The organism is Streptomyces sp. NPDC004031, from assembly GCF_053604375.1.
Map to the genome: position 1 here is coordinate 1 of NZ_JBSGHL010000007.1, position 24,868 is coordinate 24,868.

The window sequence follows — 24,868 nt, forward strand, 5'->3', positions numbered from 1 at the left end:
GCCGCGGGCCCGTGCACCTGTTCGGCAACTCGATGGGCGGCGCCGTCGCCGTCAAGGTCGCCGCCGCCCGGCCCGACCTCGTCCGCACCCTCACGCTCGTGTCGCCCGCGCTGCCCGAACTGCGGATCCAGCCCACCGCGCTGCCCACCGCGCTCGCCGCCCTGCCCGGCACCCCCGCGCTCTACCTGCGGGCCACCCGCGGATGGTCCGCACAGCGCCGCACGCAGGCGCTGCTGTCGCTGTGCTACGCCGACCCCTCCGTCGTCGGGCCCGCGGAACGCGCCGCCGCCGCGACCGAGTACCAGCGCCGGGTGGACCTGCCGTACTTCTGGGACGTGACGATCCGCTCCACCCGCGGCATCGTCAACGCGTACACGCTCGGCGGCCAGCACGCCCTGTGGCGCCAGGCCGAGCGCGTCCTCGCACCGACGCTGCTGGTCTACGGCGTACGCGACAAGCTGGTGTCCTACCGCATGGCCCGCCGCGCCTACCGCACCTTCCGCGACGCACGGCTGCTGACCATCCCGCGCAGCGGGCACGTCGCCATGATGGAGCACCCGCGGCTCGTCGAGCGGGCTTTCCGCGATCTCCGCCAGGAAATCGCGGCCCGGCCCCACGGCGCCGCCGCCACGGGTAGCGTCGCGGCGACGACCGGTACGACCGGCACGGCGGGCGCGGGCGGCGCGGGCGGTACGCCGGGCACGGCGACGGGCATGAGCACTGCGGCAAGCGGGAGCTGATCGAGGGCGTGGGCAAACACAGCGCGCGGGACGGCCAGGACGGCCCCGGCAACGGCGACGCACGGACCGGCGGCACCCCGCGGACGGGGGGCCTCCCGGGGCCGGGCGGTGCCCCGCAGTCCGGGGGCCCCACCGGGGCATTCCCCCAGCCCGGGGGACTCACCGGCGGCCTCTCCGGGACGGGCGGTCTCTCGCAGGTGGGCGGCGGTCCCGAGACGGACGGCCGCGCGCCGCACGCCGGGGGCAGCGGCCCGCAGGCCGGTGGACCCCTCATGGGCTCGGGCACCTTCGCGCCCCCCGGAACCGCGCTGGGCACCCCCGGCAGCGGGCGCCGGCGGCGCACACCCGTCGGGCCCTACACCGAGCCGTTCGACCCCTTCGTCGACTCCGGCGCCTTCGCCACCGTCCGCCCGCAGGGCCCCGGCGCCCGGCCGCGTTCCGTGGAGGCCCGCCCGCCGCACCACCCCGAACACCCCGAGCACGCCGCCTGGGGAGCCCCCGACACCTGGGCCGACGACGGCGTGCGGCGCCGCGACCTGCCCTTCGACCCCGTCGAGGAATGGGCCGAGGGCTGGGCCGCGCAGGACGCCGCCACCGCCGCGGAACTGCGCGGACCGCGCGTCCACCCGCCGGGCGGCGGCGTCCCGCGGCCCCGCCAGGAGTTCCTGGACGCCTTCGAGGTGCCCGCCCCGCGCACCGAACCCGCCGCCGAGCCGGGCCCCGTCCTCCCCGCCGACCCCGCGGCCCCCGGCGGCACCGGGCCCCGCCGCAGGCTCGGCCGGGTCTGGACCATCACGGGCATCACCGGGATCGCCGCCGCGGCCGTCGTGACCGTCGCCGCCGTCACCACCGGCAACCCGCTCTCCGGCCTCGGCCGCAAGCACCCCGGCCCCGACCCCACCAGCGCGGACGTCCCGCCGCCCGCGCTCACACCCTCGGCCGCCGCCGCACCCACGGCGTCCGCCACGCCCACGACGTCGCTGCTCGACTACGACCAGCAGATGGACCGGCAGTACCCGCTGGCCGCCGACCTCAAGCTGTCCGGCGCCTTCGACACCGTCCCCGGCCACCAGGCCGCGCCCGGCAAGGGCAAGGTCATGACCTTCCGGGTCGACGTCGAACGCGGCCTCCCGCTCGACCCGCAGCTCTTCAGCGACACCGTCTTCCGCACCCTCAACGACGACCGCAGCTGGGGCCACGGCGGCACGATGACCTTCGAGCGGGTCGCGAGCGGGGACGCGGACATCGTCGTCACGCTCGCCAGCCCCGGGACGACGGCGAAGTGGTGCGCGAAGTCGGGGCTCGACACGACGATCGACAACGTGTCGTGCGATGCGGCGTCGACGCCGCGGACGATGATCAACGCTTACCGCTGGGCGCAGGGGGCGGATACGTTCGGGCCGGAGCTGATGCATGCGTATCGCCAGATGCTGATCAATCACGAGGTGGGGCACCGGTTGGGGCACCACCATGTGGGGTGCCCCACCGCCGGGGCCCCGGCGCCCGTGATGATGCAGCAGACGAAGTTCCTCTCGCTGAACGGCGGGCCGACGTGCAAGCCGAACGCTTGGCCTTATCCGTAGGGCGCTCCGGGGGGCTTGTTGCGGTTCGCCGCGCGACCTTGCGGTGGGTGGGGGGTTGCCCGCGCCGTTCCTCGCGCCCCTTTGCGCGGCGCCGCCGCCGCTGGGTCGGGTGCCGCCACGGGGCACCTCCTCGGAATGCGCCTTCACCCTCCCCCGTAGTTGGTGAGCCCCTCCCAGCGCATTCCTGCGGGGGCACCCCGCACCGTCCCCCTCCACGCGGAGTAGCGGCTGCCTGCCGGTGAGGGTGAGCGTTTTCAGGGGCTGCGTGGGGGTGCCCCCAGGCGAAGCCCTGGGGGAGAACGGGGCGACCAGCCCACCACCGGCGGACGATCGCGGGGCCTGCCGCAAGAGGCACCCCGTGGCGCAAAGGGGCGCGGGGAACTGCGCGATCAGCCCACCACCGGCGGGGGATCGCGAACGCCACCGCAACAGGCACCCCGTGGCGCAAAGGGGCGCGGGGAACTGCGCGATCAGCCCACCACCGGCGGGGGATCGCGAACGCCACCGCAAGAGGCACCCCGGAGCGTGCGGGGGGTGCAACGCGCGGGGTTGGGAGAGGTTACGCCCGTTCACCCCTTTTGATGGCGTCGCGGACAACCGTCCGCCGCCATGCCCGGACGGCGCAATACGGTCGTCGCGCCGGGCGGGACACGGACCCGCCGGGTGCGACGGACGAGAAGGGCCGGACCCGTGCGGATTGGATTACTTACCGAGGGTGGTTACCCGTACGCAAGAGGTGAGGGTGGCGCCTGGTGCGACCGCCTCGTGCGGGGGCTGCCCGGTCACGACTTCGACGTGTACGCCCTGAGCCGCTCGCCGCGCGTGGAGGCGGCCGGGCATGTGGAGTGCCCGGCCCATGTGGGGCGGGTGCGGCAGGTGCGGCTGTGGGGTCCCGCGGTGGCGGACCCGCCGCGGCGGGTCGTGCGGGGGGCTTTCCGCCGGGGGTTCCGTGAGTTCGCGGAGGCGCTGGCGGGGGCGGCCGGGGGGAGTCCGGCGGGGCGGGCGGACCGTTTCGCCAGTGGGCTGTACGCGCTCGCGGATCTCGCCCAGGAGCGTCCCGGCACGCTTCCCGCGCTGCTGCGGGGGGACGAGGCGCTCGCCGAGCTGGAGGCGGCGTGCCGGGCGCCCGGCGTGCGCCCGGTGCTCGCGGACATCGTGGTGACGGAGCTGCTGACGGTCGTCGACGAGCTGGAGCGGCTGCTGCGGCCGCTGTCCGTGGAGTGGTACGGCCCGGCCGAGCTGGGCGCCGTGGACGTCTGCCACGCGGTGTCCGGCGGGCCCGCCGCACTGCCGGGTCTGCTGGCCAAACGGTTCTGCGGTACGCCGCTCGTCGTCACCGAGTACACCGTCCGCGCCCGGGAGGCGCTGCTGGCGCACCGGGCCGCCGGGCTGCCCCCGGCCGTACGGGCGCTGCTCGGCGATCTGCACCGGCTGCTGTCGGGCGAGGCCTACCGGCAGGCCGCGCTCGTGACGCCCGGGTCCGCGCACGTGCGGCGCTGGCAGGAGCGGTGCGGGGCGCCGCCGGAGCGGATGCGGACGATCCATCCCGGGATCGACGCGGGGCGCTTCGCGCGGGCCGGGGCGGCGGCGGAGGCCGAGGCGAACGCGGAGCAGAAGGTGGCGCACGCGGACCCCACGGTCGCGTGGGTGGGCCGGGTGGACCCGGCGAAGGACCTCATCGCGCTGCTGCACGCCTTCCACGCGATCCGCTGCGAGGAGCCGCGGGCGCGGCTGCGGATCTTCCACGCCCGCGCGGTGGACGAGCGCGCCGCGGCCTACCTCGGCCACTGCCGCACGCTCGCCGCGCAGCTCTTCCCGGACGAGGCGGCGGACGCGCGTGCGGTGGGCGAGAGCCCGGTGAGCTTCGAGGAGATCGGCTCGCCGGGCGCGCCGGAGGCCGCGGACGCGTACGCGGCGGGTGACGTCGTGGTGCTGTCGAGCTGCGCGGAGGGCTTTCCGCTGAGCCTGGTCGAGGCGATGTTCTGCGGGCGGCCGACCGTGTCGACGGACGTCGGCGCGGTGCGCGAGGTCATCGGCGGGACCGGGCTCGTGGCGCCGCCGCGCAATCCGAAGGCGCTCGCCGAGGCGACCCTCGACCTGCTGCGCGGGCCGGAGCGTGCGGCCCGGCTCGGAGCCGCGGCCCGCGAACGCGCGCTCGCCCTCTTCACCGTCACCGCGTCCGTGGACGCCTTCCGCGAGAGCTACCTCGGGGTGGTGGCCCACCACCCCGCCCGCCGCCCGGCCCTCCTCGACGCGCGGGGCGCGCCACGCCCCTTCACCACCCCCGCGGAATCCCTCGCCCCCAGCCGACTGGCCCCCACCCCGGCCCACCCCGCGTGGTCCCCCCTCCCCGAAACGGTCCGCTCATGACCCCCCACCCTTCTCCGATACCGCCCGACGCCGATCTCGACCTCACCCGCCTGTTCGCCCGCGCCGCCGCCGGGCCGTCTGCCGCGGACGGGGGCGGGGAGTCCGGCGGCGGTGTCGCGGCAGAGGGGGCGTCGGGGGGGCGCTCGGGGGCTCGCGGGGGTGGCGAATCGATTACGCATGCGCCGCGGGCCGAGGTCGCGCGCGGGGTGTCCCGGCGGCGCGGGCCCGCCGATCCGGTGCGGGCCGTGATGCACCGGCACCGGACCATGCTCGCCGGGGCCGTCGACGCGTGGGAGATCGCCGCCGGGCTGGAGGCGTACGGCGTGAGCGACGGGGAGGCGCGCCGGCTGCGGCACCGTGACGTGTTCGGCCTGGCCGAGGAGCTGTACGCCCGGGTGCCGCGTGCCGCGCGGGTGGTGGCCCGGCCGGAGCGTCCGGCGGCGGGGGCCGTGCGGCTGCGCGGGCGGGCGGTGGCCGCGCATCTGCTGCCGGGGGCGGGGTGTGTCCTGGCCGCGGGGCTGCCCGCGGCGGCGGGACCGGTCGCGGCGCTGGCCGCGGTCGCGCTGTGGGCGGCGCTGCGGGGCGGGCCGCTGCGGGTCGCGTACGGCGCCGGCGCGGCCGTGTGGACGTACGGGCTGCTGGCCTTCGCGCTGTACGGGCCGCCGGCCGTCACCGTGCTCGCCGGGCGCGGGCCCTTCGACACGGGCGCGGATACGGCGGCGTTCGCGGCGCTGGCGCTGAGCCTGCTGCCCGCGGCGCTGCTGGCGCGCTGGTTCGCGGTCGCCGCCCGCGCCCAGCTCGCCCCGAGCCACGGCCTCGCCGAGTTCGCCGACGCCGTGCGGCCCCGGCTGGCGGCGGCCCTCGCCGGGTACGCCGCCGCGCTGACCGGCCTGCTGCTGGTGGCCGCCGCCCTGGCCGGGTCGGCGCCGCTGGCCGGGCCCGCGGCGCTCGGCGTGCTGCTCTTCACCGCCCGGCTGCTGGCCGTCCACGGCCGTCCGGGGCCCGCGGCGGGCGGGCTCGCCGCGGCGTGCGCGGCCGAGGCGCTGACCCTCGGGCTCGCGGCCGCCCCCGGCCACGTGGCGCCGCCGGGCGGTACGGCGGAGGCCGCGGTGTGCGGCGCCGCCGCGCTCGTGCTCGCCGTCCGGGCCTTCCGGCTGCTCGGCCGTGCGGCCGCGCACCGCCCGTTGCCGTACGCCCGCGACTGACCCTGTCACAACCCCTCAGGAGAACGACCCTTGACCACCCACATCCCCCGCCCGGCGCCACCGGCCCCGGGCAACGGCAGCGCCGGCCACCTGGCCGGCGTCCCCGCGGGCCCCGCCCGCCGTACCCCCGCGGCGCCCGGTGGCGCCGCCCGTACCGCTCCCGCGCTGGGAGGTCTTCGATGAGAGTGCTACTGCTCGGGGCCGACGGGTTCCTGGGGCGGCATGTCGCCGAGCGGCTGCTCGCGGATCCGGCGGTGCAGCTCACCGCGCTGGGGCGCAGCGACGACGCCGATGTCCGGTTCGACCTGTCGAGCGGGGCGCCGGGGGTGCTCGCCCGGTTCCTGGACGCGGTGCACCCGGGCGTGGTCGTCAACTGCGCCGGGACGACCCGGGGCGGCGCAAGGGAGCTGACGCGGCAGAACACCGTCGCCGTCGCCACCGTGTGCGAGGCGATGCGGCGCAGCGGGGTCGGGGCGCGGCTGGTCCAGGTGGGCTGCGGGTCGGAGTACGGGCCGTCGCCCGCCGGGTCGTCCACCGGGGAGGACGCGGCGCCGCGGCCCGGCGGGCCGTACGGGGTGAGCAAGCTCGCCGCGACGGAGCTGGTGCTGGGTTCGGGTCTGGACGCCGTGGTGCTGCGGGTGTTCAGCCCGGTGGGGCCGGGCACGCCGACCGGCGCGCCGCTCGGGCGGATCGCCGAGGCGCTGCGCCGCGCGATGCAGAACGGCGAGCCCGAGCTGCGGCTCGGCGGCCTCGCGGTGCAGCGCGACTTCGTCGACGCGCGGGACGTGGCCCGCGCGGTGCACGCCGCGTCGCTGTCGGCGGCGCAGGGCGTGGTGAACATCGGCAGCGGCCGCGCGGTGCGGATGCGCGACATGGCCGCGGCCCTCGCGCACGTCGCGGGCTACGAGGGCGCGGTGCGCGAGCTGGACGAGCCGCCGGCGGGGGGCGCGGCGGTGCCGCCGTACCCGGACGGCTGCGGTCTGTGGCAGCAGGCCGACGTCCGCACCGCGCGCGACCGGCTGGGCTGGCGGCCGCGGATCGGCCTGGAGGAGTCGCTGGCCGACGTGTGGATGGAGGCGGCGTGCCGCGTGTGACGAAGGCGCCCCGCACCACGGGCACCGGGACCGGGCTCGCCGTGCCGGGGCTCGTGCACCCGCTCATGGCCCCGGCCGAGTGGGCCGAACTCGCGCGGCCCGGGGCCGATCTGCGCTGGGCGGCGTTCGACGTGAGCCGCGGGCCGGGGAGCCGGCCGGATCCGCTGTACGCGGAGGTGACCGCGCGCGTCCGTGAGAACGGTGTCCCACTCCTCGGGACGCTGGACGCCGCGTACGGCGACCGGCCCTTCGGGGAGCTGGTGTCCGACGCCTCCCGCTACCTCGACTGGTACCAGGTCGACGGTTTCTACCTGGACCGCGCGCCCACCGGCCGCGACCATGCCGCGGACTGCCACTGGGCGGTGACGACGCTGCGCGCGCTGCTCGGCCGCGAACCGGCGGGCGGCGGCGCCCCGTCGGCGGGGGCCGGGCCCGTCGTGCTCGGCCACGGCGTCCACCCGCACCCGCGCTACGCGGAGATCGCCGACCAGCTCGTCACCTTCGCCGGGCCCTGGGACCGTTACCGCTGGTCGGAGGCCCCGCAGTGGACGGCGGCGCACCCGCCGTCCACGTTCGTCCACCTCGTGCACTCCGTGCCCGGCCTGCATCTGGACGGTGCCCTGCGCATCGCCCGCTGGCAGGGCGCGGCCACGGTGTGCCTGACCGACCGCGGCGACCGCGGCGGCACCGACCCGTGGTCGGGCCTGCCCGGATACTGGGACCGGCTGGTGCGGGCCGTCGGCGGGGCGGAGGCCGGACCGGCGTCCGCGGCGGGTTCCGGGCCGGGCGGCGGAGGGGGCGCGGACCGGCCGCCGCCCACCATGTGACCGCCGGACGTCTCGGCCTGCGGACCGGGTGTCTTGGAATGAAGACCGGCGTGGCAGTGTTGCAGGGATGCGTGTACGAACACGCGCCCGTACCGTCTGAGACCGACCAACCGTATTGCTGAGGTCCCTGTGTCGCTGCCACCCCTGGTCGAGCCGGCCGCCGAGCTCACCGTTGACGAGGTCCGCAGATATTCGCGTCACCTGATCATCCCCGATGTGGGCATGGACGGGCAGAAGCGGCTCAAGAACGCCAAGGTGCTGATCGTCGGCGCCGGCGGTCTCGGCTCGCCCGCCCTGATGTACCTCGCCGCCGCCGGTGTCGGCACGCTCGGCATCGTGGAGTTCGACGAGGTCGACGAGTCGAACCTGCAACGCCAGATCATCCACAGCCAGTCCGACATCGGCCGCTCCAAGGCCGAGTCCGCCCGCGACTCCGTCCTGGGCATCAACCCGTACGTGAACGTCGTGCTGCACGAGACCCGGCTCGAGTCGGACAACGTGATGGAGATCTTCTCCCAGTACGACCTGATCGTCGACGGCACCGACAACTTCGCGACCCGCTACCTGGTCAACGACGCCTGCGTGCTGCTCGGCAAGCCGTACGTGTGGGGCTCGATCTACCGCTTCGACGGCCAGGCCTCGGTGTTCTGGTCCGAGCACGGCCCCTGCTACCGCTGCCTGTACCCGGAGCCCCCGCCGCCCGGCATGGTCCCCTCGTGCGCCGAGGGCGGCGTCCTCGGCGTGCTGTGCGCGTCGATCGGCTCCATCCAGGTCAACGAGGCGATCAAGCTCCTCGCGGGCATCGGCGAGCCGCTCCTCGGCCGGCTGATGATCTACGACGCCCTGGAGATGACCTACCGTACGGTCAAGGTCCGCAAGGACCCCGACTGCGCGGTGTGCGGCACCAACCCCACGGTGACCGAGCTGATCGACTACGAGGCCTTCTGCGGCGTCGTCTCCGAGGAGGCGCAGGCGGCGGCGGCCGGTTCGACGATCACTCCCAAGCAGCTCAAGGAGTGGATCGACGACGGCGAGAACATCGAGATCATCGATGTGCGCGAGCCGAACGAGTACGAGATCGTCTCGATCCCGGGCGCGAAGCTGATCCCGAAGAACGAGTTCCTGATGGGCAGCGCTCTGGAGACGCTGCCGCAGGACAAGCGGATCGTGCTGCACTGCAAGACGGGCGTGCGCAGCGCCGAGGTGCTGGCGGTCCTGAAGTCCGCGGGCTTCTCCGACGCCGTGCACGTCGGCGGCGGCGTGGTCGGCTGGGTCAACACGGTGGAGCCGCACAAGCCGATCTACTGACCGGCGCGCGCACACGGCACACCGCAGACGGACGGCGGGGCCGGCACCCTTCGAGCGTGCCGGCCCCGCCGTCGTGTGTACGGGAGTGCCGGGCGGTGCCGTCAGCGGTTGACGGCCTGGATCTCCCGGACGGTCACCTGCTGCGGGGTGTTGCTGACCACGCCGTCGGGCAGGTCACCGCCCGCGCCGCCCGAACCCGTCCAGCTCACCTTCCAGGTGACGGTGACCTTCAGCGGGTAGGGGGCGCTGCCGACCGTCGAGCGGCGGTAGGTCATGCCGCACGGCGGGATCGCCCTGGCGTCGCCGTTGTAGGCCGCGCCGACCGAGCCGTTCGCGGCGACCGGGCACAGGCCGGAGGCGGGGTAGCGGGTCGCGTCGGCCTCGCCTGGGTCGACCTCGACCGGCTGCGGCACCGCCTTCGTCTCGGCCCACAGCTGCGCGCCGCCGCCGAGGTCGACGTACGCGCGGACGCGCACGGGGCTGTAGTTCTGCGTGAGGCGCACCCATGTCGGCAGGTTGACGGTCTGGGTCTTGGCGGGGCTCGTCACCACGGTGACGCCCGGCACCCGGGTGTTCGCGTACGCCAGCTTCGACAGCATGTCGACGGTGATGACGTTCGGGGTGCCGGCGGGCGGCAGCTTGCCGTTGTCGACCCAGAAGGGCAGCGTGCCGTTGCAGTCCATGGTGCGCGGGTCGTTGCCCATCTCCGGGTTGGAGATCGGACCCCAGAACTGGCCCTTGCCCTGTTTGTCGAGGTTGAAGTCCTTGTAGCCGTCACCCCCGCCGTCCCAGGTGTAGCCCTCCTGGTAGTGCCGCTGGAGTTCGTTCATGGCCTCCAGCGCGTAGTTCGCCTGGCCGGGCACATTGGTGTCGGCGACCTGCTTGAGGACCTTCTCCTTGAACGTCTTCGGGTCGCCGACCGGGCCGATCCAGCACGGCGGCGGCGTCCACGTCACGTTCGACGAGCCCATGGGCACGGTGGCGCCCTTGCTCGTCCTGCCGGACGGGTAGGTGACGTGCACCCCCGCCGCCAGCAGACCGCTGCCGTCGCTGTCGCCGGACGTCGACTTCGACGGGCCGGTGTACGCGAAACCCGGACCCGCGGCGGCCAGCACCAGCACCCCGGCGACCACGAATCCGCGGCATATCGCCGCGGGCACTCCTACTGCATGCACTGCTTCGCCCCTTCCTGCACGGCGAGTCCCTGGACCTGCCAGAACGGGTGCGCCGTCGCGACCTTGACCACGACCAGGGAGTAGCCGAGGTAGTTGCGGGGGTCGTCACCGGTCACGCGCACCTTCCCGGTGGCGATCTCCTTGCTGTAGAGCTTCGACTGGTCCTCGCACAGCGTGATGCCCACCGACGTGGCCTTCGCGCCGCCGCTGCCCTCGGCGAAGGCGGGCAGGTAGAAGCGGTCGGTGCCGCTGAGCGTGAGCTTGCCGCTGATGTTGGCCCGCACGAAGTCCTTGCCGTGCTCCAGCGCGGTGTTCGCCGCGTGCGCGTACAGCGGCGGGTCCTGGAGGTTCTGCTTCACCACGGCGTGGTCGACCGCCTGGAGGTAGTTCGCGGCGGCCGTGAGCGCGGCGTTCTGCGCCGTGTCGGCCGGCATCGTCCAGTCGAAGACGACCTTCACGTCGGCGGGCAGCGCCACGGCGGGGTCGATCGTCAGCGGCGCCCCGGGCCTGGACCCGGACGACGACGGCGTTGTCGACGCCGGAGCGGAGGCCGTGGTGGCGGACGGCACATCGATCGTCTTGCCCTTGTCCGACCCCGAGCTGCTCCCGCACCCCGCCGTCGCCACCGCGGCGACCGCGGCGGCCACCGCCACCGCACAGCCTGTCAGCGCCCTGTGGGCTCGCATACGTTCGGCTCCCCGTCCGGCCGTCCCGACACGGGACCGCGGGGTACGGCGCAGACGCGTACCACCCAACTGGTCCCCGATTCCAGGAAACTCACCGTACAGAAAGCGGAAGGCGCAAACGAGTGCCCCGGTGTGCGGATTCGGTCACGGCCGTGTCTCGAACGCGCCCCCGCCGCGCGCCCGGATCACAACTCGCCGCGCCGGCTGAGCTGGGTGAAGGACAGCCAGCCGGGCAGCACGGGCAGCCAGAACGTCAGCAAGCGGAAGAACAGCACCGCGGGCGTGGCCACCTCCTTGGGCAGGCCCGCCGCGATCAGACCACCGGTCAGTGCCAGCTCGACCGCGCCCACCCCGCCCGGCGTCGGGGCGGCCGAACCCAGCGCGTTGCCCGCGAGGAAGACCACCGCGATCGTCGCGTAGCTCAGGCTCCCGCCGAAGGCGCGCACACAGCCGTCCAGGCAGACCACGAAGGTCACCGTGACCATCAGCGTGCCGCCCAGGCCCGTGGCGAGCTTGCCGGGGCGCTGGAGGACGTCCAGCATGCGCGGCACCACGCCCGCGAAGAGCGCCCGCACACGCGTCGAGACGAACTTGCGCAGCGCCGGCACCGCCGTGACGACCAGCACCAGCACGCCCGCCGTCAGCAGCCCCGCCATGACCGTGCGGGACGGCGACAGCGACGGCGTCTTCTCCGTGCCCGTGATGAAGCCGAAGATCATCAGCAGCAGCACATGCATCCCGAGGCCCACGAGCTGGGAGGCGCCCACGCTCGCCACCGCGAGCCCCGGGCGCACCCCGGCCTTCTGCAGGTAGCGGGTGTTGAGCGCCACACCGCCGACCGCGGCCGGCGCCACCAGCTTCACGAACGACCCGGCGACCTGCGCGTGCACCGTCCGCGGCAGCGACAGCCGCTCGGGGACGAAACCGGCCAGCGCGCACGCCGCCGCCACATAGCTCGCCGCCGAGCCCGCCACCGCCACCAGCGCCCACCGCCAGTCCGCGTGCGCGATGGCGTGGCCGATCGGCACCGAGCTGAGCTGCGACAGCAGGAAGTACGCGGCGAAGGCGCCCGCGATGACGGTGATCAGCGTGCGCGGCTTGATGCGCTCCAGCCGTACCGGCTCCACCGGGGCCTGCGGGCGGATCAGCAGCACCTGCTGCCGGATCCGCGACAGCAGATCCTCCTCGCGGGCCTCCTCCAGGGCGATCTCTATGGCCCGCTTCTCCGCCTTGCGCTCCGCCTTCGAGACCGCCTTGCCGTCCCGTTCGTCCGTCTCGGGCTGCTCGGCGGCGGCCCGCACCGCGCCGCGGCGGCCCGCCGCCTCCAGATGTTCCTGCGCCCGCCGCTGGTCGCGGGCCTCCTTCTCGCGCGCGGACGCCGCCAGCACCGCCTCCCGCTCGCGCTGCGCCCGCTCCCGGCCGAGCTGCTTGAGCTGGGCGCGGGTGGCGCGGCTCAGCGCGATCGGCTGGAGCAGCGGCAGCGCGTTCGCGGCCGCGTCCGGCCCGAGCACGGCGACCGCGGAGGCGACCGCGCGCTCCGGGCCGACCCGCAGCGCCATCGTCGTCAGCAACTGCGCGACGTCCATCCGCAGCACGATGTCGCCGGCCGCGATCTCGCCGCCCCGCAGATCGGTCAGGAAGACCCGCCCCGACCGGTCCACCAGCAGCGACTCGCCCACCAGCCGTCGGTGCGCGATACGCCGCGACTGGAGCGCCCGGACCTGCGTCCACGCCTCGCGCAGCAGCGTGTCGGTGATCTCCTCGTCGGCCAGCGCGTCCAGCCGCCGCCCGCCGATGTGCTCGTAGACCAGCATCACGGCGTCCGGGCCCAGCTCGGAGGTCGCGATGAGCTTCGGCGCGTTCGCGCCCGCGGCGATCGCCGCGTACGCCAGCAGGGCCTCCTGCTCCAGGGCCTGGCGCAGCGACAGCAGGCTGCGCCGCTCGTTGATGCCGCCGACCAGGGACAGCCGGCGCCAGGCGCGGTAGAAGAAGCCCTGCGCCTGCTGCTCGCGGTCGACCACCGTGACGTCCAGCGGCGGACCGTCCTCCAGCGTCACCAGGTAGCCGCGCCCGCGGTCGGTGTCCGCCGTCCCCGGCCCGTCCTGCCGCACCCGGCGGGCGGTCTGCGGGCTGAAGCCGACCCGGCGCAGCCCGGCGAGCAGCTGGCGGCCGGTCGGCCGGACGTTCGGCGAGCCGACCGCGTAGACCGTGCCGTAGCCGATCGTCCAGCCGATCAGGACCGTCACGGCGATCGAGAACGGCGTCGTGTAGCCGCCGACCAGCACCGCGAAGGCGTCCAGCAGCAGCACGAACCACAGCGCCACCCGCCAGCGCGGGCGGCGCGCCATGCCCACCGCCGTCACATAGGCGATGACCGGCGCCAGATACCCGTGCACGGGGTCGGTCATGCCCGTGCCGGACGGCGAGTTGTGGGTGAGCGCGTCGCGGATCGGGCCGGGCGCCGAATTCGTCACCCACAGGTCGGTGGCCAGCGCGGTGCCGTGCGCCAGCACCGCGGCCAGCACCCCGTCCGCGATCCGCAGCCCGTCCCGCTTGGCCAGCCGCTCGATCGCGAACGCGACCGGCACGATCAGCACGGCGATGCTCGCCGTCAGCCCCGCGAACGACGACAGCACGTCGGGCGCGTGGTCCGTGCCCTTGGTGATGTCCGTCTCCAGGCCCGTCGTGGTCGCGTGCGCGAACCCCGCGACGGCCAGCACGACGGCGATGCCCAGCAGGCCGAGCAGGAAGCGTACGAGGTCGGCGGGCCGGTGCACGCGCGCGGCGAGCAGCGGCTCGTCGACGGCGACGGGCGCCGGGTAGGGCTCGGGCACGACGGTGTGCCCGTGCCCGTGGTCCTCTTCGTGCCCGGGGTCCTCTTCGTGCCCCGGGCCGTCGGCGGAGGGGGAGCCGTCCTCCCCGCCGTCGCCCCGGTCGGCGGGCGGAGTGTCGCCCGAGCCGCCGGTCGGACGGGGGGCGCCGCCGTCGGGGCCCTTCCCGCCGTGCCCGCCCCTGCCGCTCCCGTCACGCGCCGGGTCGGGGGGCGTGCCCCCGGCGTCCGGTCGGTCGGGGGCGCCGCCGGGCCCTTCGCCGTCCCGCCCGGGGCCGCCGTCGGCGCCCCCGTCGTCGGAGGCGCCGTGGCCGGGCCGGTCGCGGTGGCCGTCGGCACCGGTGTGCGGACGGGGCCGGGCGCCGCCCCCGTTTCCGGGCGCGGGCAGCGCTCGACGGGCGCGGGAGGCCGCTCCGGCCTCGTCCGCGCCCGGCTGCTGATCCGCTTCGGTCTCTTCTTGATCTCGTATCACCAGTCACCGCCGGGACGATGGTGGCATGAGCACCGTACGGATGACACCGGAACCCCCCGGTGTCGGTGGTCTGCGGCAGGATTGGGCGGATGAGCGACGAGAGCGCGGAGAACGCCGGGAAAGCCCCCGACGGTCCCGGTGAATACGCGGACAAGGTGCTCGACACCGTCGACCTGATCCCGCCCGGACGCGTCATGAGCTACGGCGACGTCGCCGAGTGGCTCGGCGAGGGCGGCCCCCGGCAGGTCGGCCGGGTGCTCTCGCTGTACGGCAGCGGGGTGCCGTGGTGGCGCGTCGTCCGCGCCGACGGGGCGCTGCTGCCCGGCCACGAGCTGAGGGCACTGGACGCCTACCGGGCCGAGGGCACCCCGCTGCGCACCGCGGGCCCCGCCGCCGAGGGCCACATACCGCGCATCGACATGCGCCGGGCGCGCTGGGACGGGCGCACGCCCGGCGCGGACGGCGGCTGACGGCCGGAAACTCATGCCTCCCAGCTTCCGCCATCCGTGGCCGGACCACGGCATCGCCCCGCCGGGCGGCCGCGCGGGGCGCGGCGGCGCCGGGCGCGCGTCCTCAGCGGCGCGGGGCACGGCGCGGGCGACCACCCGCGGTCCGGTGATCCGGCGACGACCCGACGACCACCCCTCCGCGACGGTGACGACCGCCGCCGACGCCACGGCGGAGGCCGCCGCGAGCACCCGCCCGGCGCACGGTGGCGTGTCCGCCCGCCGGACGGCGTAGCGTCGGGGGCCGGCCCCCCGGGCCGCCGCGTACCGCCCGCGGCACAGCGGCGAGCGCCGCGGGGAGCCCACCCCGGCGTAGAGCCGTACGCACCCCACCACCCGGCGCGCCCGCGCGCCCCCGCACCACCGACCACCACGAAACCGGCGAACCACGTGATCCTGTCTCCTCCTCCCGCCCCCGCGGCCTCCGCGGCAACCGGCTACCGGCTGCTGCGGACCCCGCCGGAGCCCGTGCGGCCCCCTGTGCTGGACGCGGACCAGCGGGCGGTGGTTGAGCACCGGGACGGTCCGCTGCTGGTGCTCGCCGGGCCCGGCACCGGCAAGACCACGACGCTCGTGGAATCCGTACTCGCCCGGGTGCGGGCCGGGACGGCGCCGGACCGCGTCCTCGTCCTGACCTTCGGCCGCCGCGCCGCCGTCGATCTGCGCGACCGGATGGCCGCGCGCGGCCTCGCCGGGCTGCACGCGAGCACCTTCCACTCCTTCTGCTACGCCCTGATCCGCGAGGAGCAGAGCCCCGAGGCCTTCGAGGAGCCGGTGCGGCTGCTGTCCGGGCCCGAGCAGGACCTGCTGGTCCGCGAGCTGCTCGCCGGGCAGCCCGGACTGGAGAAGGAGGGCCTCGGCCGGGTCCGCTGGCCCAAGGACCTGCGGGCGGCCCTCACCACCCGGGGCTTCGCCGACGAGGTGCGCGCGGTGCTGGCCCGCACCCGCGAGCTGGGCCTCGGACCGGACGCGCTCGCCGCCTTCGCCACACGCATCGGCCGCCCCGACTGGACCGCGGCCGCCGCCTTCCTGGACGAGTACCTGGAGGTCACCGAGCTGGGCGGGATGGTCGACTACGCCGAACTGGTGCACCGCGCGGTACTGCTGGCCCGGCGCCCCGAGGTGTACGAGCGGCTGGCGCGGCGCTACGACGCCGTCTACGTCGACGAGTACCAGGACACCGACCCCGCGCAGGTGCGGCTGCTGCGGGCGCTCGCCGGGCAGGGCCGCACGCTCGTCGCGTTCGGCGACCCGGACCAGTCCGTCTACGCCTTCCGCGGCGCCGACGTGAACGGCATCCTCGGCTTCCCCGAGCAGTTCCCGGGGCGCGACGGGCGCCCCGCGCCGGTACGGGTGCTGCGCGCCTCGCGGCGGGCACGCGCCGGACTGCTCGCGGCGACCCGGCAGCTCGCCGCGCGCATGCCGCTGCCCCGCCTCCCCGCCGCCGCCGTCCGCGCCCACCGCGCACCGGCCGCGCTCGCGCCGGGCGGCACGGTGGCCGTCCGCACGTACCCGACGCCGGGCGCGGAGGTCGAGTCCGTCGCGGACACACTGCGGCGCGCCCACCTGGAGGACGGGCTGCCCTGGCACGATATGGCCGTCCTGACCCGCTCCACCGCCGCCCTCGCCCCCCTCCGCCGCGCCCTCACCACGGCAGGCGTCCCCATCGACCTCCCCCCCTCCACCACCCCCCTCCACACCGACCCCGCCCTGACCCCCCTCCTCCTCGCCCTCCACCTCGCCGCGACCTCCCTCCTCCCCGACCGAGCGACCGAGAACGCCGCCGGGGACCCGCCGGAGGCGGCGGACGGCGGGGACGCGCTGGGTGAGAACTTGGTTGGGGCCGACGGGCAGGCGGAGACCGCCGGGGACCTGGCGGAGGCGGCGGACGGCGGGGACGCGCCGGGTGAGGACTTCGCCGGGCCCCGCGGGCAAGCGGGGACCGCCGGGGACCCGGCGGAGGCGGGGGACGGCGCCGGGGCCGTGCCCGCGGGCCTGGCGCTTCCTGCGGGTCCGGTCGGCGGGGACGCGCCGGGTGAGGACTTCCGCGGGCAGGCGGAGACCGCCGGGGACCCGGCGGACGGCGCCGGATCCGTACCGCCCCCCGCCGGAGAGGCGGACGGCGCCGGAGACGTGGCCTCCTCCGCGGCAGCGGACGGTGTGCGGGTCGGGGTCGAGGACGCGCTCACGTTGCTCGGGTCGCCGCTCGGGGGGATGGACGCCGGGGATCTGCGGCGGCTGGGGCGTGCGCTGCGGGAGGAGGAGCGGGCGGCGGGGGCCGCCGTACCGCGGCCGTCGGACGAGCTGATCGCGGAGGCGCTGAGCGAGCCGCGGCGGCTCGTCGCGCACGACGCCTCGTACGCCCGCGCCCCGCGGCGCCTGGCCGCGCTGCTGGGCCGGGCCCGTGCGGCGCTCGCGGCGGGCGGCACCGCCGAGGACGCCCTGTGGGCGCTGTGGGACGGCACCCCGTGGGCGGCCCGGCTGGAGCGGGCCGCCCTGCGCGGCGGCGCGGCGGGCCGCAACGCCGACCGCGACCTGGACGCGGTGTGCGCGCTGTTCGAGTCGGCGGCCCGCGCGGAGGAGCGCACGGGCGGCCGCGGCGCCCTGAACTTCCTGGAGGAGCTGTCCCACCACGACATCGCCGCCGACACCCTGAGCGGCCGCACCGTCCGCCCGGACGCGGTGCGCCTGATGACCGCGCACCGCGCGAAGGGCCTGGAGTGGCAGCTCGTGGTGGTCGCGGGCGTGCAGGAGGGCGTGTGGCCCGACCTGCGCCGCCGCGGTTCGCTGCTGGAGGCGGACCGGATCGGCCGTGACGGCATCGCTCCGCCGCTGAGCCAGGGCGCGCTGCTCGCGGAGGAGCGCCGGCTGTTCTACGTCGCGGCGACCCGCGCCTCGGAGCGCCTGCTCGTGACGGCGGTGCGGTCCGCCGCGGACGACGGCGACCAGCCGTCCCGCTTCCTCGCGGAACTGGGCGTGCCGCCGCAGGACGTGACGCACCGGCCGCGCCGCCCGCTCGCGGTGGCCGCGCTGGTCGCGGAGCTGCGGGCGACGGCCGTCGACCCGGCGGCCTCGCCCGCGCTGCGGGACGCGGCCGCCCGCCGCCTGGCGCGGCTCGCGGCGCTGAACGACGACGGCCACCCGCTGGTCCCGGCGGCGCACCCGGGCCGCTGGTGGGGCCTGTACGAGCCGACGGCCTCGGCCGTACCGCTGCGGGACCGCGACCAGCCGGTCGCCCTGTCCGGCAGCGCGCTGGACCAGCTCGCCAACACGTGCGCCCTGCAGTGGTTCCTGGGCCGTGAGGTCAAGGCGGAGCCGCCCGCGACGGCCGCGCAGGGTTTCGGCAACGTCGTGCACGTGCTGGCCGACGAGGTCGCGTCCGGCCGCGCGCCCGCGGACCTGGACGTGCTGATGGCCCGGCTGGACAACGTGTGGGACGCGCTCGCCTTCGACGCGCCGTGGAAGTCGCGGCAGGAGAAGGACAACGCCCGCGCGGCCCTGGAGCGCTTCCTGCGCTGGCACGTCATGGAGCGCGGCCGCACCCCGGTCGCGTCCGAGCACGACTTCGACGTCACCCTCGCCGCGGGCGACGCCCAGGTGCGGATCCGCGGCAGCATGGACCGGGTCGAGACGGACGCGCAGGGCGCCGCCTACGTCGTGGACTTCAAGACCGGCCGTGCCAAGCCGACCGCCGCCGAGGTGGCCCGCCACCCGCAGCTGGCCGTCTATCAGCTGGCGGTGCGCGAGGGCGCCGTCGATCCGCTGTTCGGCGGCGCCACCCCGCCCGCGGGCGGGGCCGAACTCGTCCAGCTGCGGCTGGGCGCGGCCCGCCGCGACGGCGGCGAGACCGTGCCGGCGGTGCAGCGGCAGGAGCCGCTCGCGGGGGAGTGGGCCGAGGACCTGCTGGCCACGGCCGCGGCCCGGGTGCTGGACGAGCGTTTCACCCCGGCCGCCGGCCAGCACTGCGCGCACTGCGCCTTCCGCGCCTCCTGCACGGCCCGCCCGGAGGGGCGGCAGGTCGTCGAGTGACGGGAAACCGCCTGCCGGGTGGCCGACATGCTGCCGCCGGGCGACGGGAGAGCGCGCGCGAGCCGCGCGAACGGGCGCGGCCTTCGGTGTCGGTGGCGCCCGCTATGGTTTTCCTGTGCCACCCGGGGTGGGGAAGCGCGCCCACGCGGGCGTTGCCGGCACGGTATCGAGGGGGTACGGGCCATGCCGGCCACACGAACGTTCATCGCGGCGCTCTGCGCCGTAGCGGCGGGAGGCGCCGCCCTCACCGGATGCGGCGGTGACAAGGGCGACGACGCGGCCCCGCTGCTGAAGCCCGCCGCGACGACGGCGGCGCCGACGACGGCCGCCGAGCCCTTCGCGGACAAGACGGCGGAGGAAGTGCTCAAGCAGGCCGAGCAGGGCATGCGCGACACGGGTGCCATGACGTACGAGCTGTCCGGTTCGGACGCGGACACCGGCCAGATGCACGTCAAGGGCACCTTGACGACGACGAACAAGTGCGCCCTCGCCGTGGACATGGGCCAGGGCAAGGTCCAGCTGATCTTCACCGGCGGCGACTACACGTACATGAAGGGCGACAACACCTTCTGGACGGAGAACGCCGACGCCGAGTCCGCGAAGGTGATCGGCGACAAGTGGGTGAAGATCCCCTCCTCCGAGTTCGACTCGGACGACGAGGACAACTTCAAGACCATGTGCGACCTCAACGGCATGATCGACACGCTCAGCGAGGACGACGGGGACACGACCAGCACGCTGACGAAGGGCCACACGGCCACGGTCGGCGGCCAGCAGGTGTTCCAGCTCCTTGAGACCGATGACAAGGACAAGACGACCATATCCGTCACGACGGGCGACAGCCCCGTCATCGTGCGGGCGGAGGGCACCAGCGACGGCCAGCCGATGCTCATGGTCTTCTCCGACTTCGGCAAGCAGCCGAACGTGACGGCGCCGCCGCCCTCGCTGACCATCGACCCGAGCAAGGTCGGCGGCCCCGGCGGCCTGCACATCTGACCGGCACGCCGGCCTGCCGCGGTGCCCCGTGCGGGGTATCGCAGCAGGCCAGCGGCTCCCGGTGTCGGCGGCTCCGGATAGCCTCCATGGGTGGCGACCCGCATCGAATCGCCCGAGCAGCTGAAGGAGCTGCTGGGCATCCCGTTCACCCCGGAGCAGACGGCGTGCATCGTCGCGCCGCTCGCCCCGGGGGTGATCGTGGCCGGCGCGGGCTCCGGCAAGACCACGGTGATGGCCGCCCGGGTGGTCTGGCTCGTCGGTACGGGCCAGGTCGCGCCCGAGCAGGTGCTGGGCCTGACCTTCACCAACAAGGCGGCCGGTGAGCTGGCCGAACGCGTCCGCAAGGCGCTGGTCCGGGCGGGCGTGACGGACGGCGACCCGGACGACGCCCCCGGCCGCCGCGAGGCCCGGACGGCCGATCCCGGCACGGATTCCGGCACGGATCCCGGCGCCGATCCGGACGCCGGGCACCCCGGCGAGCCGCAGATCTCGACCTACCACGCCTTCGCCGGGCAGCTGCTCAAGGACCACGGCCTGCGCATCGGCCTGGAGCCGACCGCCCGGCTGCTGGCCGACGCCACCCGCTACCAGCTCGCCGCCCAGGTGCTGCGGGCCGCCCCCGGGCCCTACCCGGCGCTCACCAAGGGCCTGCCCACGCTCGTCGGGGATCTGCTGGCGCTCGCCGGGGAGCTGTCCGAGCACCTGGTGCCGCCCGAGCGGCTGCGCGCGTACGACGAGCGGCTGACGGCCGAGCTGGCCGGTCTCGACCCCGCCCGCCGCGGCTTCGCCTGGGTGAAGGACGTCCGCCAGGCGGTGGCCGCCCGCCAGGACCTCGCCGGGCTGGCGGCCGCCTACCGCGAGGGCAAACGGCAGCGCGACCTGCTGGACTTCGGCGACCAGATCGCGCTGTCCGCGACGCTCGCGCAGACCCGCCCCGAGGTCGGCGCCGCGCTGCGCGAGCAGTACCGGGTGGTGCTGCTCGACGAGTACCAGGACACCTCCGTCGCCCAGCGGCTGCTGCTGGCCGGGCTCTTCGGCGGCGGCACGGGCCACGCCGTCACCGCCGTCGGCGACCCCTGCCAGGCCATCTACGGGTGGCGCGGCGCCAGCGTCGCCAACCTCGACGACTTCCCCGCGCACTTCCCCCACGCCGACGGCCGCCCCGCCGACCGCTACGCGCTCAGCGAGAACCGCCGCTCCGGCGGCCGCCTGCTCGACCTGGCCAACACCCTAGCCGCGGAGCTGCGCGCCCGCCACGAGGGCGTCGAGGCGCTGCGGCCCGCGCCCGGCGCCGAGCACGACGGCCTGGTGCGCTGCGCCCTGCTGCCCACCCAGGCGGACGAGACGGCCTGGCTCGCCGACTCCGTCGCCCACCTGGTGCGCACCGGCACACCCCCCGGCGGCATCGCGGTGCTGTGCCGTACGGCCGCGCACTTCCCGGAGATCCACGCGGCGCTCGTGGCCCGCGAGGTGCCCGTCGAGGTCGTGGGCCTGTCCGGGCTGCTGCACCTGCCGGAGGTCGCCGACCTGGTCGCGGTGTGCGAGGTGCTGCACGACCCGACCGCCAACGCCTCCCTGGTACGGCTGCTGACCGGCCCGCGCTGGCGGATCGGCCCGCGCGACCTGGCCCTGCTGGGCCGCCGCGCCCGGCTGCTCGTCCGCCACGGGGCCGACGCGGGCGGGGACGGGCGGGACCGGCTGGCCGCCGCCGTGGAGGGCGTCGACCCGGCCGAGGTCGTCTCGCTGGCCGACGCGCTGGAGACCTTCGCCGATCTCCCCGGCCCCGACGACGGCCTGCCCTTCTCCGCCGAGGCCCGGGTGCGTTTCGCACGGCTCGCGACCGAGATCCGCGACCTGCGCCGCTCGCTGGCCGACCCGCTGATGGACGTGCTGCACCGGGTGCTGGCCGTGACCGGCCTGGAGGTCGAGCTGTCGGCCTCCCCGCACGCCCTCGCCGCCCGCCGCCGCGAGACGCTCACGAACTTCCTGGACGTCGCCGCGGGCTTCGCGGCCCTGGACGGCGAGGCCACGCTGCTGGCCTTCCTGGGCTTCCTGCACACCGCCGCCGAGTACGAGAAGGGCCTGGACAGCTCGCTGCCGGGCGGCGAGAACACCGTCAAGGTGCTGACCGCGCACAAGTCCAAGGGCCTGGAGTGGGACGTGGTGGTGGTGCCCGGACTCGTCGACCGGGGCTTCCCCAGCACCCGAGGGCGCGAGCTGTGGCCCGTCAACGCCAAGGTGCTGCCGCACGGGCTGCGCGGCGACGCCGCCACCCTGCCGGACGTCCCGGAGTGGACGCGTGCCGGGCTCGACGGCTTCCGCGAGGCCATGAAGGAGCACCAGCGCATCGAGGAGCTGCGGCTCGGCTACGTCACCTTCACCCGGCCCCGCTCCCTGCTGCTGGGCTCGGGCCACTGGTGGGGGCCGACGCAGAAGTCCCCCTTCGGGCCCTCCGCCTTCCTCGACGCCCTGCGCGCGCACTGCGAGGCCGGGTACGGCGAGATCGAGGCCTGGGCGGAGGAGCCCGAGCAGGGCGCCGCCAACCCCGCCCTGGAACAGACCGCCGAACCCGCCTGGCCGCTGCCCCTGGACCCGCGGGCGCTGCACCGCCGCCGCACCGCGGCCCGCCGGGTGCTGGCCTACGCGGCGCAGGAGGAGGGCGGAGCCGAGGTGTACGGCGGCGGCCCGGCCGCGATCCCCGGGGCACGGGAGGCAGCCGACCCGGCGCACGGCTTCGACGACCGGGACCCCGACGGTCCCGACGGCCCCGGCGACCCCGGTGACCGGGGCTTCGCCGGTACGGGCGACGGCGTCACCGGCGGGGACGGGCTGGATCCGGCCGAGGCCCGGCTCGTCGCGTCCTGGGACCGCGACCTGGACGCGCTGGCCGACGAGCTGCGCCGCTCCCGCGCCACCGTGCGGGACGTCCCGCTGCCCCCCACCCTCACCGCGAGCCAGCTCATGCTGCTGGCCTCCGACCCCGAGGCGCTGGCCCGCGAGCTGGCCCGCCCGCTGCCGCACCCGCCCGCGCCCGCCGCCCGCCGCGGCACCCGCTTCCACGCCTGGGTCCAGTCCCGCTACGACGCCCGCCCGCTCTTCGGACCCGAGGACCTGCCCGGTATCGAGGGCGGCGACGAGATCGCCGACGAGGCCGACCTGACGGCCCTCAAGGAGGCCTTCCTGCGCAGCCCCTACGCCGACCGCACCCCGTACCGGGTCGAGGTCCCGGTGCACCTCACGCTGGGCGGCCGGGTCGTGCGGGGCCGGATCGACGCGGTGTACCGCCACGCCGTGGCGCCGGGCGGGACGGAACCGGGCCGCGGCCAGGACACCGGCCCGGACGCGTACACGTACGAGATCGTCGACTGGAAGACCGGGCGCGACCCGGGGGCGACCGCCGACCCGCTGCAACTGGCGATCTACCGGCTGGCCTGGGCGGAGATGCTGGGCGTGCCGCCCGAGCGGGTGTCCGCGGCCTTCCTCTTCGTGCGCAGCGGCGAGATCGTGCGCCCGGCCCCGCTGCCGGACCGCACCGCGCTGGAGAGGCTGCTGGCAGCGGGCTGACCGGGCTCGGCGGGTCCCGTTCCGCGGGCGCACCGCGAGCCGGGCTACGCTCATAGGGCGCGCTCCACCTCGGACGACGTGGCGTATCCGTACCGTCACCGGGAATTTCCCTGGCCGCCGGAGGTTGGCACCTGCCGGACGACAAGGTGGTGCGCCGGTGTACGTACCCACGCTCGACGGGGAGATGGAAACGACCTTGACCGGACTTGACGCGAAGGACCGCCCGCTCGCCCTCACCTACACGGGGGTGGACCGCGCCGCGCACCACCGGACGGACGAGGCATGGCTCGCCGCGGCGTGGAGCCACCCGACGACCCGGGTCTTCGTGGTCTCCGGCGGGCAGGTGCTGGTCGAGGACGCCCCCGACGGCCGTACCGAACTGGTCATGACCCCGGCGTTCGACGCGCCGGAGACCGAGATGCACCGCTACTTCCTCGGTATCGACCCCGACGGCGTGCGCTACTTCGCCCTCCAGAAGGACGCGCTGCCCGGCCGGATGGACGGCGCCGCGCGGCCCGCCGGGCTGCGCGAGGTCGGCGGGCTGCTCTCGCCGCTGGAGGCGGGCCTCATGGTGCACGCGGTGGCACTGGAGAACTGGCAGCGCATGCACCGCTTCTGCTCCCGCTGCGGCGAACGCACCGTCATCGCCGCCGCGGGCCACATCCGGCGCTGCCCCGCGTGCCTGACCGAGCACTACCCGCGCACCGATCCCGCCGTCATCATGCTCGTCACCGACGACCAGGACCGCGCGCTGCTGGGCCGCCAGCTGCACTGGCCGGAGGGCCGCTTCTCCACGCTGGCCGGTTTCGTCGAGCCGGGCGAGGCGATCGAGCAGGCGGTGCGCCGCGAGGTCGCCGAGGAGGTCGGCGTCACGGTCGGCGACGACGTCACGTACATGGCGAGCCAGCCGTGGCCCTTTCCGTCCAGCCTGATGCTGGGCTTCTTCGCGCGCGCGACGTCGTCCGAGATCAGCGTGGACGGCGAGGAGATCCACGAGGCCCGCTGGTTCTCCCGCGAGGAGCTGCGCGCCGCCTTCGCCTCCGGCGAGGTGCTGCCGCCGTTCGGCATCTCCATCGCCGCCCGGCTCATCGAGCAGTGGTACGGAGCGCCGCTGCCCCGCCCCTGAGCGCGGGGCGGGGCAGCGGGGCCGTGCGGTACGTGGCCGTGGGGCACGTGGCCGTCGCGCGCGGTCCCGGGGCGGGCGGGCGGCGGCTCAGACGCCGAGCGCCTGCTTGACCTGGGCCAGGCTCGGGTTGGTCATGACGACCTCGGCGGCGCCCGAGGACGGGACGACCTGGACGGTGGGCACGGTCTGGTTGCCGCCGTTCGCCTCCTCGACGAACTTGGCCGAGTCCGGGTGCTCCTCGATGTTGATCTCGGTGTAGGCGATGCCCTCGCGGTCGAGCTGGGACTTCAGTCGGCGGCAGTAGCCGCACCAGCTGGTGCTGTACATGGTCACGGTGCCCGGCATCGGTGGTCGCTC

The 24,868-nt window shown here is 75.8% G+C and carries 17 protein-coding genes; 13 read left to right on the plus strand and 4 right to left on the minus strand.

The window, feature by feature from the left end; all coding sequences use genetic code 11:
• From ACWERV_RS05945 to moeZ, 7 genes are all read left to right on the plus strand, one after another.
• On the plus strand, window positions 1-740 hold a 740-nt coding region (locus tag ACWERV_RS05945), incomplete at its 5' end, for an alpha/beta fold hydrolase (protein WP_452929341.1).
• Between the two features lie 8 nt (window positions 741-748).
• The gene (locus ACWERV_RS05950; RefSeq protein ID WP_452929343.1) at window positions 749-2,323 is read left to right on the plus strand and encodes a DUF3152 domain-containing protein; all 1,575 of its coding nucleotides are present in this window, start codon (window positions 749-751) and stop codon (window positions 2,321-2,323) included.
• 690 nt (window positions 2,324-3,013) lie between these two features.
• On the plus strand, window positions 3,014-4,693 hold the full coding sequence (locus ACWERV_RS05955) for a DUF3492 domain-containing protein (protein WP_452929346.1): 1,680 nt from the start codon (window positions 3,014-3,016) through the stop codon (window positions 4,691-4,693).
• A gap of 248 nt (window positions 4,694-4,941) precedes the next feature.
• A complete protein-coding gene (locus ACWERV_RS05960; RefSeq protein WP_452929349.1) occupies window positions 4,942-5,898 on the plus strand; it encodes a hypothetical protein in 957 nt (318 codons plus the stop codon).
• A gap of 179 nt (window positions 5,899-6,077) precedes the next feature.
• A complete protein-coding gene (locus ACWERV_RS05965) occupies window positions 6,078-6,992 on the plus strand; it encodes an NAD-dependent epimerase/dehydratase family protein (RefSeq protein ID WP_452929353.1) in 915 nt (304 codons plus the stop codon).
• Window positions 6,980-7,819 (plus strand): spherulation-specific family 4 protein, encoded by an 840-nt coding sequence (locus tag ACWERV_RS05970; protein ID WP_452929355.1) that lies wholly within the window; start codon window positions 6,980-6,982, stop codon window positions 7,817-7,819. The genes ACWERV_RS05965 and ACWERV_RS05970 overlap by 13 nt, the downstream gene beginning before the upstream one ends.
• A 129-nt stretch (window positions 7,820-7,948) precedes the next feature.
• Complete coding sequence (moeZ, locus tag ACWERV_RS05975; protein WP_398182871.1) at window positions 7,949-9,127, plus strand: adenylyltransferase/sulfurtransferase MoeZ; 1,179 nt, start codon at window positions 7,949-7,951, stop codon at window positions 9,125-9,127.
• Window positions 9,128-9,228: 101 nt separating this feature from the next.
• Here moeZ and ACWERV_RS05980 read toward each other — a convergent pair whose 3' ends face one another.
• The 3 genes from ACWERV_RS05980 to ACWERV_RS05990 form a co-directional block, all read right to left on the minus strand.
• A complete protein-coding gene (locus ACWERV_RS05980) occupies window positions 9,229-10,302 on the minus strand; it encodes a hypothetical protein (RefSeq protein ID WP_452929357.1) in 1,074 nt (357 codons plus the stop codon).
• Window positions 10,290-10,988: a hypothetical protein gene (locus tag ACWERV_RS05985; RefSeq protein WP_452929360.1), complete on the minus strand. Its 699-nt coding sequence runs from the start codon at window positions 10,986-10,988 to the stop codon at window positions 10,290-10,292. Before ACWERV_RS05985 ends, ACWERV_RS05980 begins: the two co-directional genes overlap by 13 nt.
• A gap of 185 nt (window positions 10,989-11,173) precedes the next feature.
• Window positions 11,174-14,206 (minus strand): lysylphosphatidylglycerol synthase domain-containing protein, encoded by a 3,033-nt coding sequence (locus tag ACWERV_RS05990; RefSeq protein ID WP_452929640.1) that lies wholly within the window; start codon window positions 14,204-14,206, stop codon window positions 11,174-11,176.
• Window positions 14,207-14,379: 173 nt separating this feature from the next.
• Between ACWERV_RS05990 and ACWERV_RS05995 the strand changes: the two genes are divergently transcribed.
• The 6 genes from ACWERV_RS05995 to nudC all read left to right on the plus strand — a co-directional run bounded on the left by ACWERV_RS05995 (window position 14,380) and on the right by nudC (window position 24,511).
• A complete protein-coding gene (locus ACWERV_RS05995; RefSeq protein WP_452929362.1) occupies window positions 14,380-14,760 on the plus strand; it encodes an MGMT family protein in 381 nt (126 codons plus the stop codon).
• A 13-nt stretch (window positions 14,761-14,773) separates the two neighbouring features.
• On the plus strand, window positions 14,774-15,031 hold the full coding sequence (locus ACWERV_RS06000; RefSeq protein ID WP_452929363.1) for a hypothetical protein: 258 nt from the start codon (window positions 14,774-14,776) through the stop codon (window positions 15,029-15,031).
• Window positions 15,032-15,186: 155 nt separating this feature from the next.
• A complete protein-coding gene (locus tag ACWERV_RS06005) occupies window positions 15,187-18,825 on the plus strand; it encodes a UvrD-helicase domain-containing protein (protein WP_452929366.1) in 3,639 nt (1,212 codons plus the stop codon).
• 183 nt (window positions 18,826-19,008) lie between these two features.
• Window positions 19,009-19,821 carry a hypothetical protein gene (locus ACWERV_RS06010; protein ID WP_452929369.1) on the plus strand — a complete coding sequence of 271 codons (813 nt, stop codon included), beginning with the start codon at window positions 19,009-19,011 and terminating at the stop codon, window positions 19,819-19,821.
• A gap of 90 nt (window positions 19,822-19,911) precedes the next feature.
• Window positions 19,912-23,385 (plus strand): UvrD-helicase domain-containing protein, encoded by a 3,474-nt coding sequence (locus ACWERV_RS06015; RefSeq protein ID WP_452929371.1) that lies wholly within the window; start codon window positions 19,912-19,914, stop codon window positions 23,383-23,385.
• Between the two features lie 184 nt (window positions 23,386-23,569).
• Window positions 23,570-24,511 carry an NAD(+) diphosphatase gene (nudC, locus tag ACWERV_RS06020; protein ID WP_398183412.1) on the plus strand — a complete coding sequence of 314 codons (942 nt, stop codon included), beginning with the start codon at window positions 23,570-23,572 and terminating at the stop codon, window positions 24,509-24,511.
• Window positions 24,512-24,598: 87 nt separating this feature from the next.
• Here the strand turns inward: nudC and ACWERV_RS06025 are convergent, their stop codons facing one another.
• A complete protein-coding gene (locus ACWERV_RS06025; protein ID WP_398182897.1) occupies window positions 24,599-24,856 on the minus strand; it encodes a glutaredoxin domain-containing protein in 258 nt (85 codons plus the stop codon).
• Window positions 24,857-24,868: the final 12 nt, after the last annotated feature.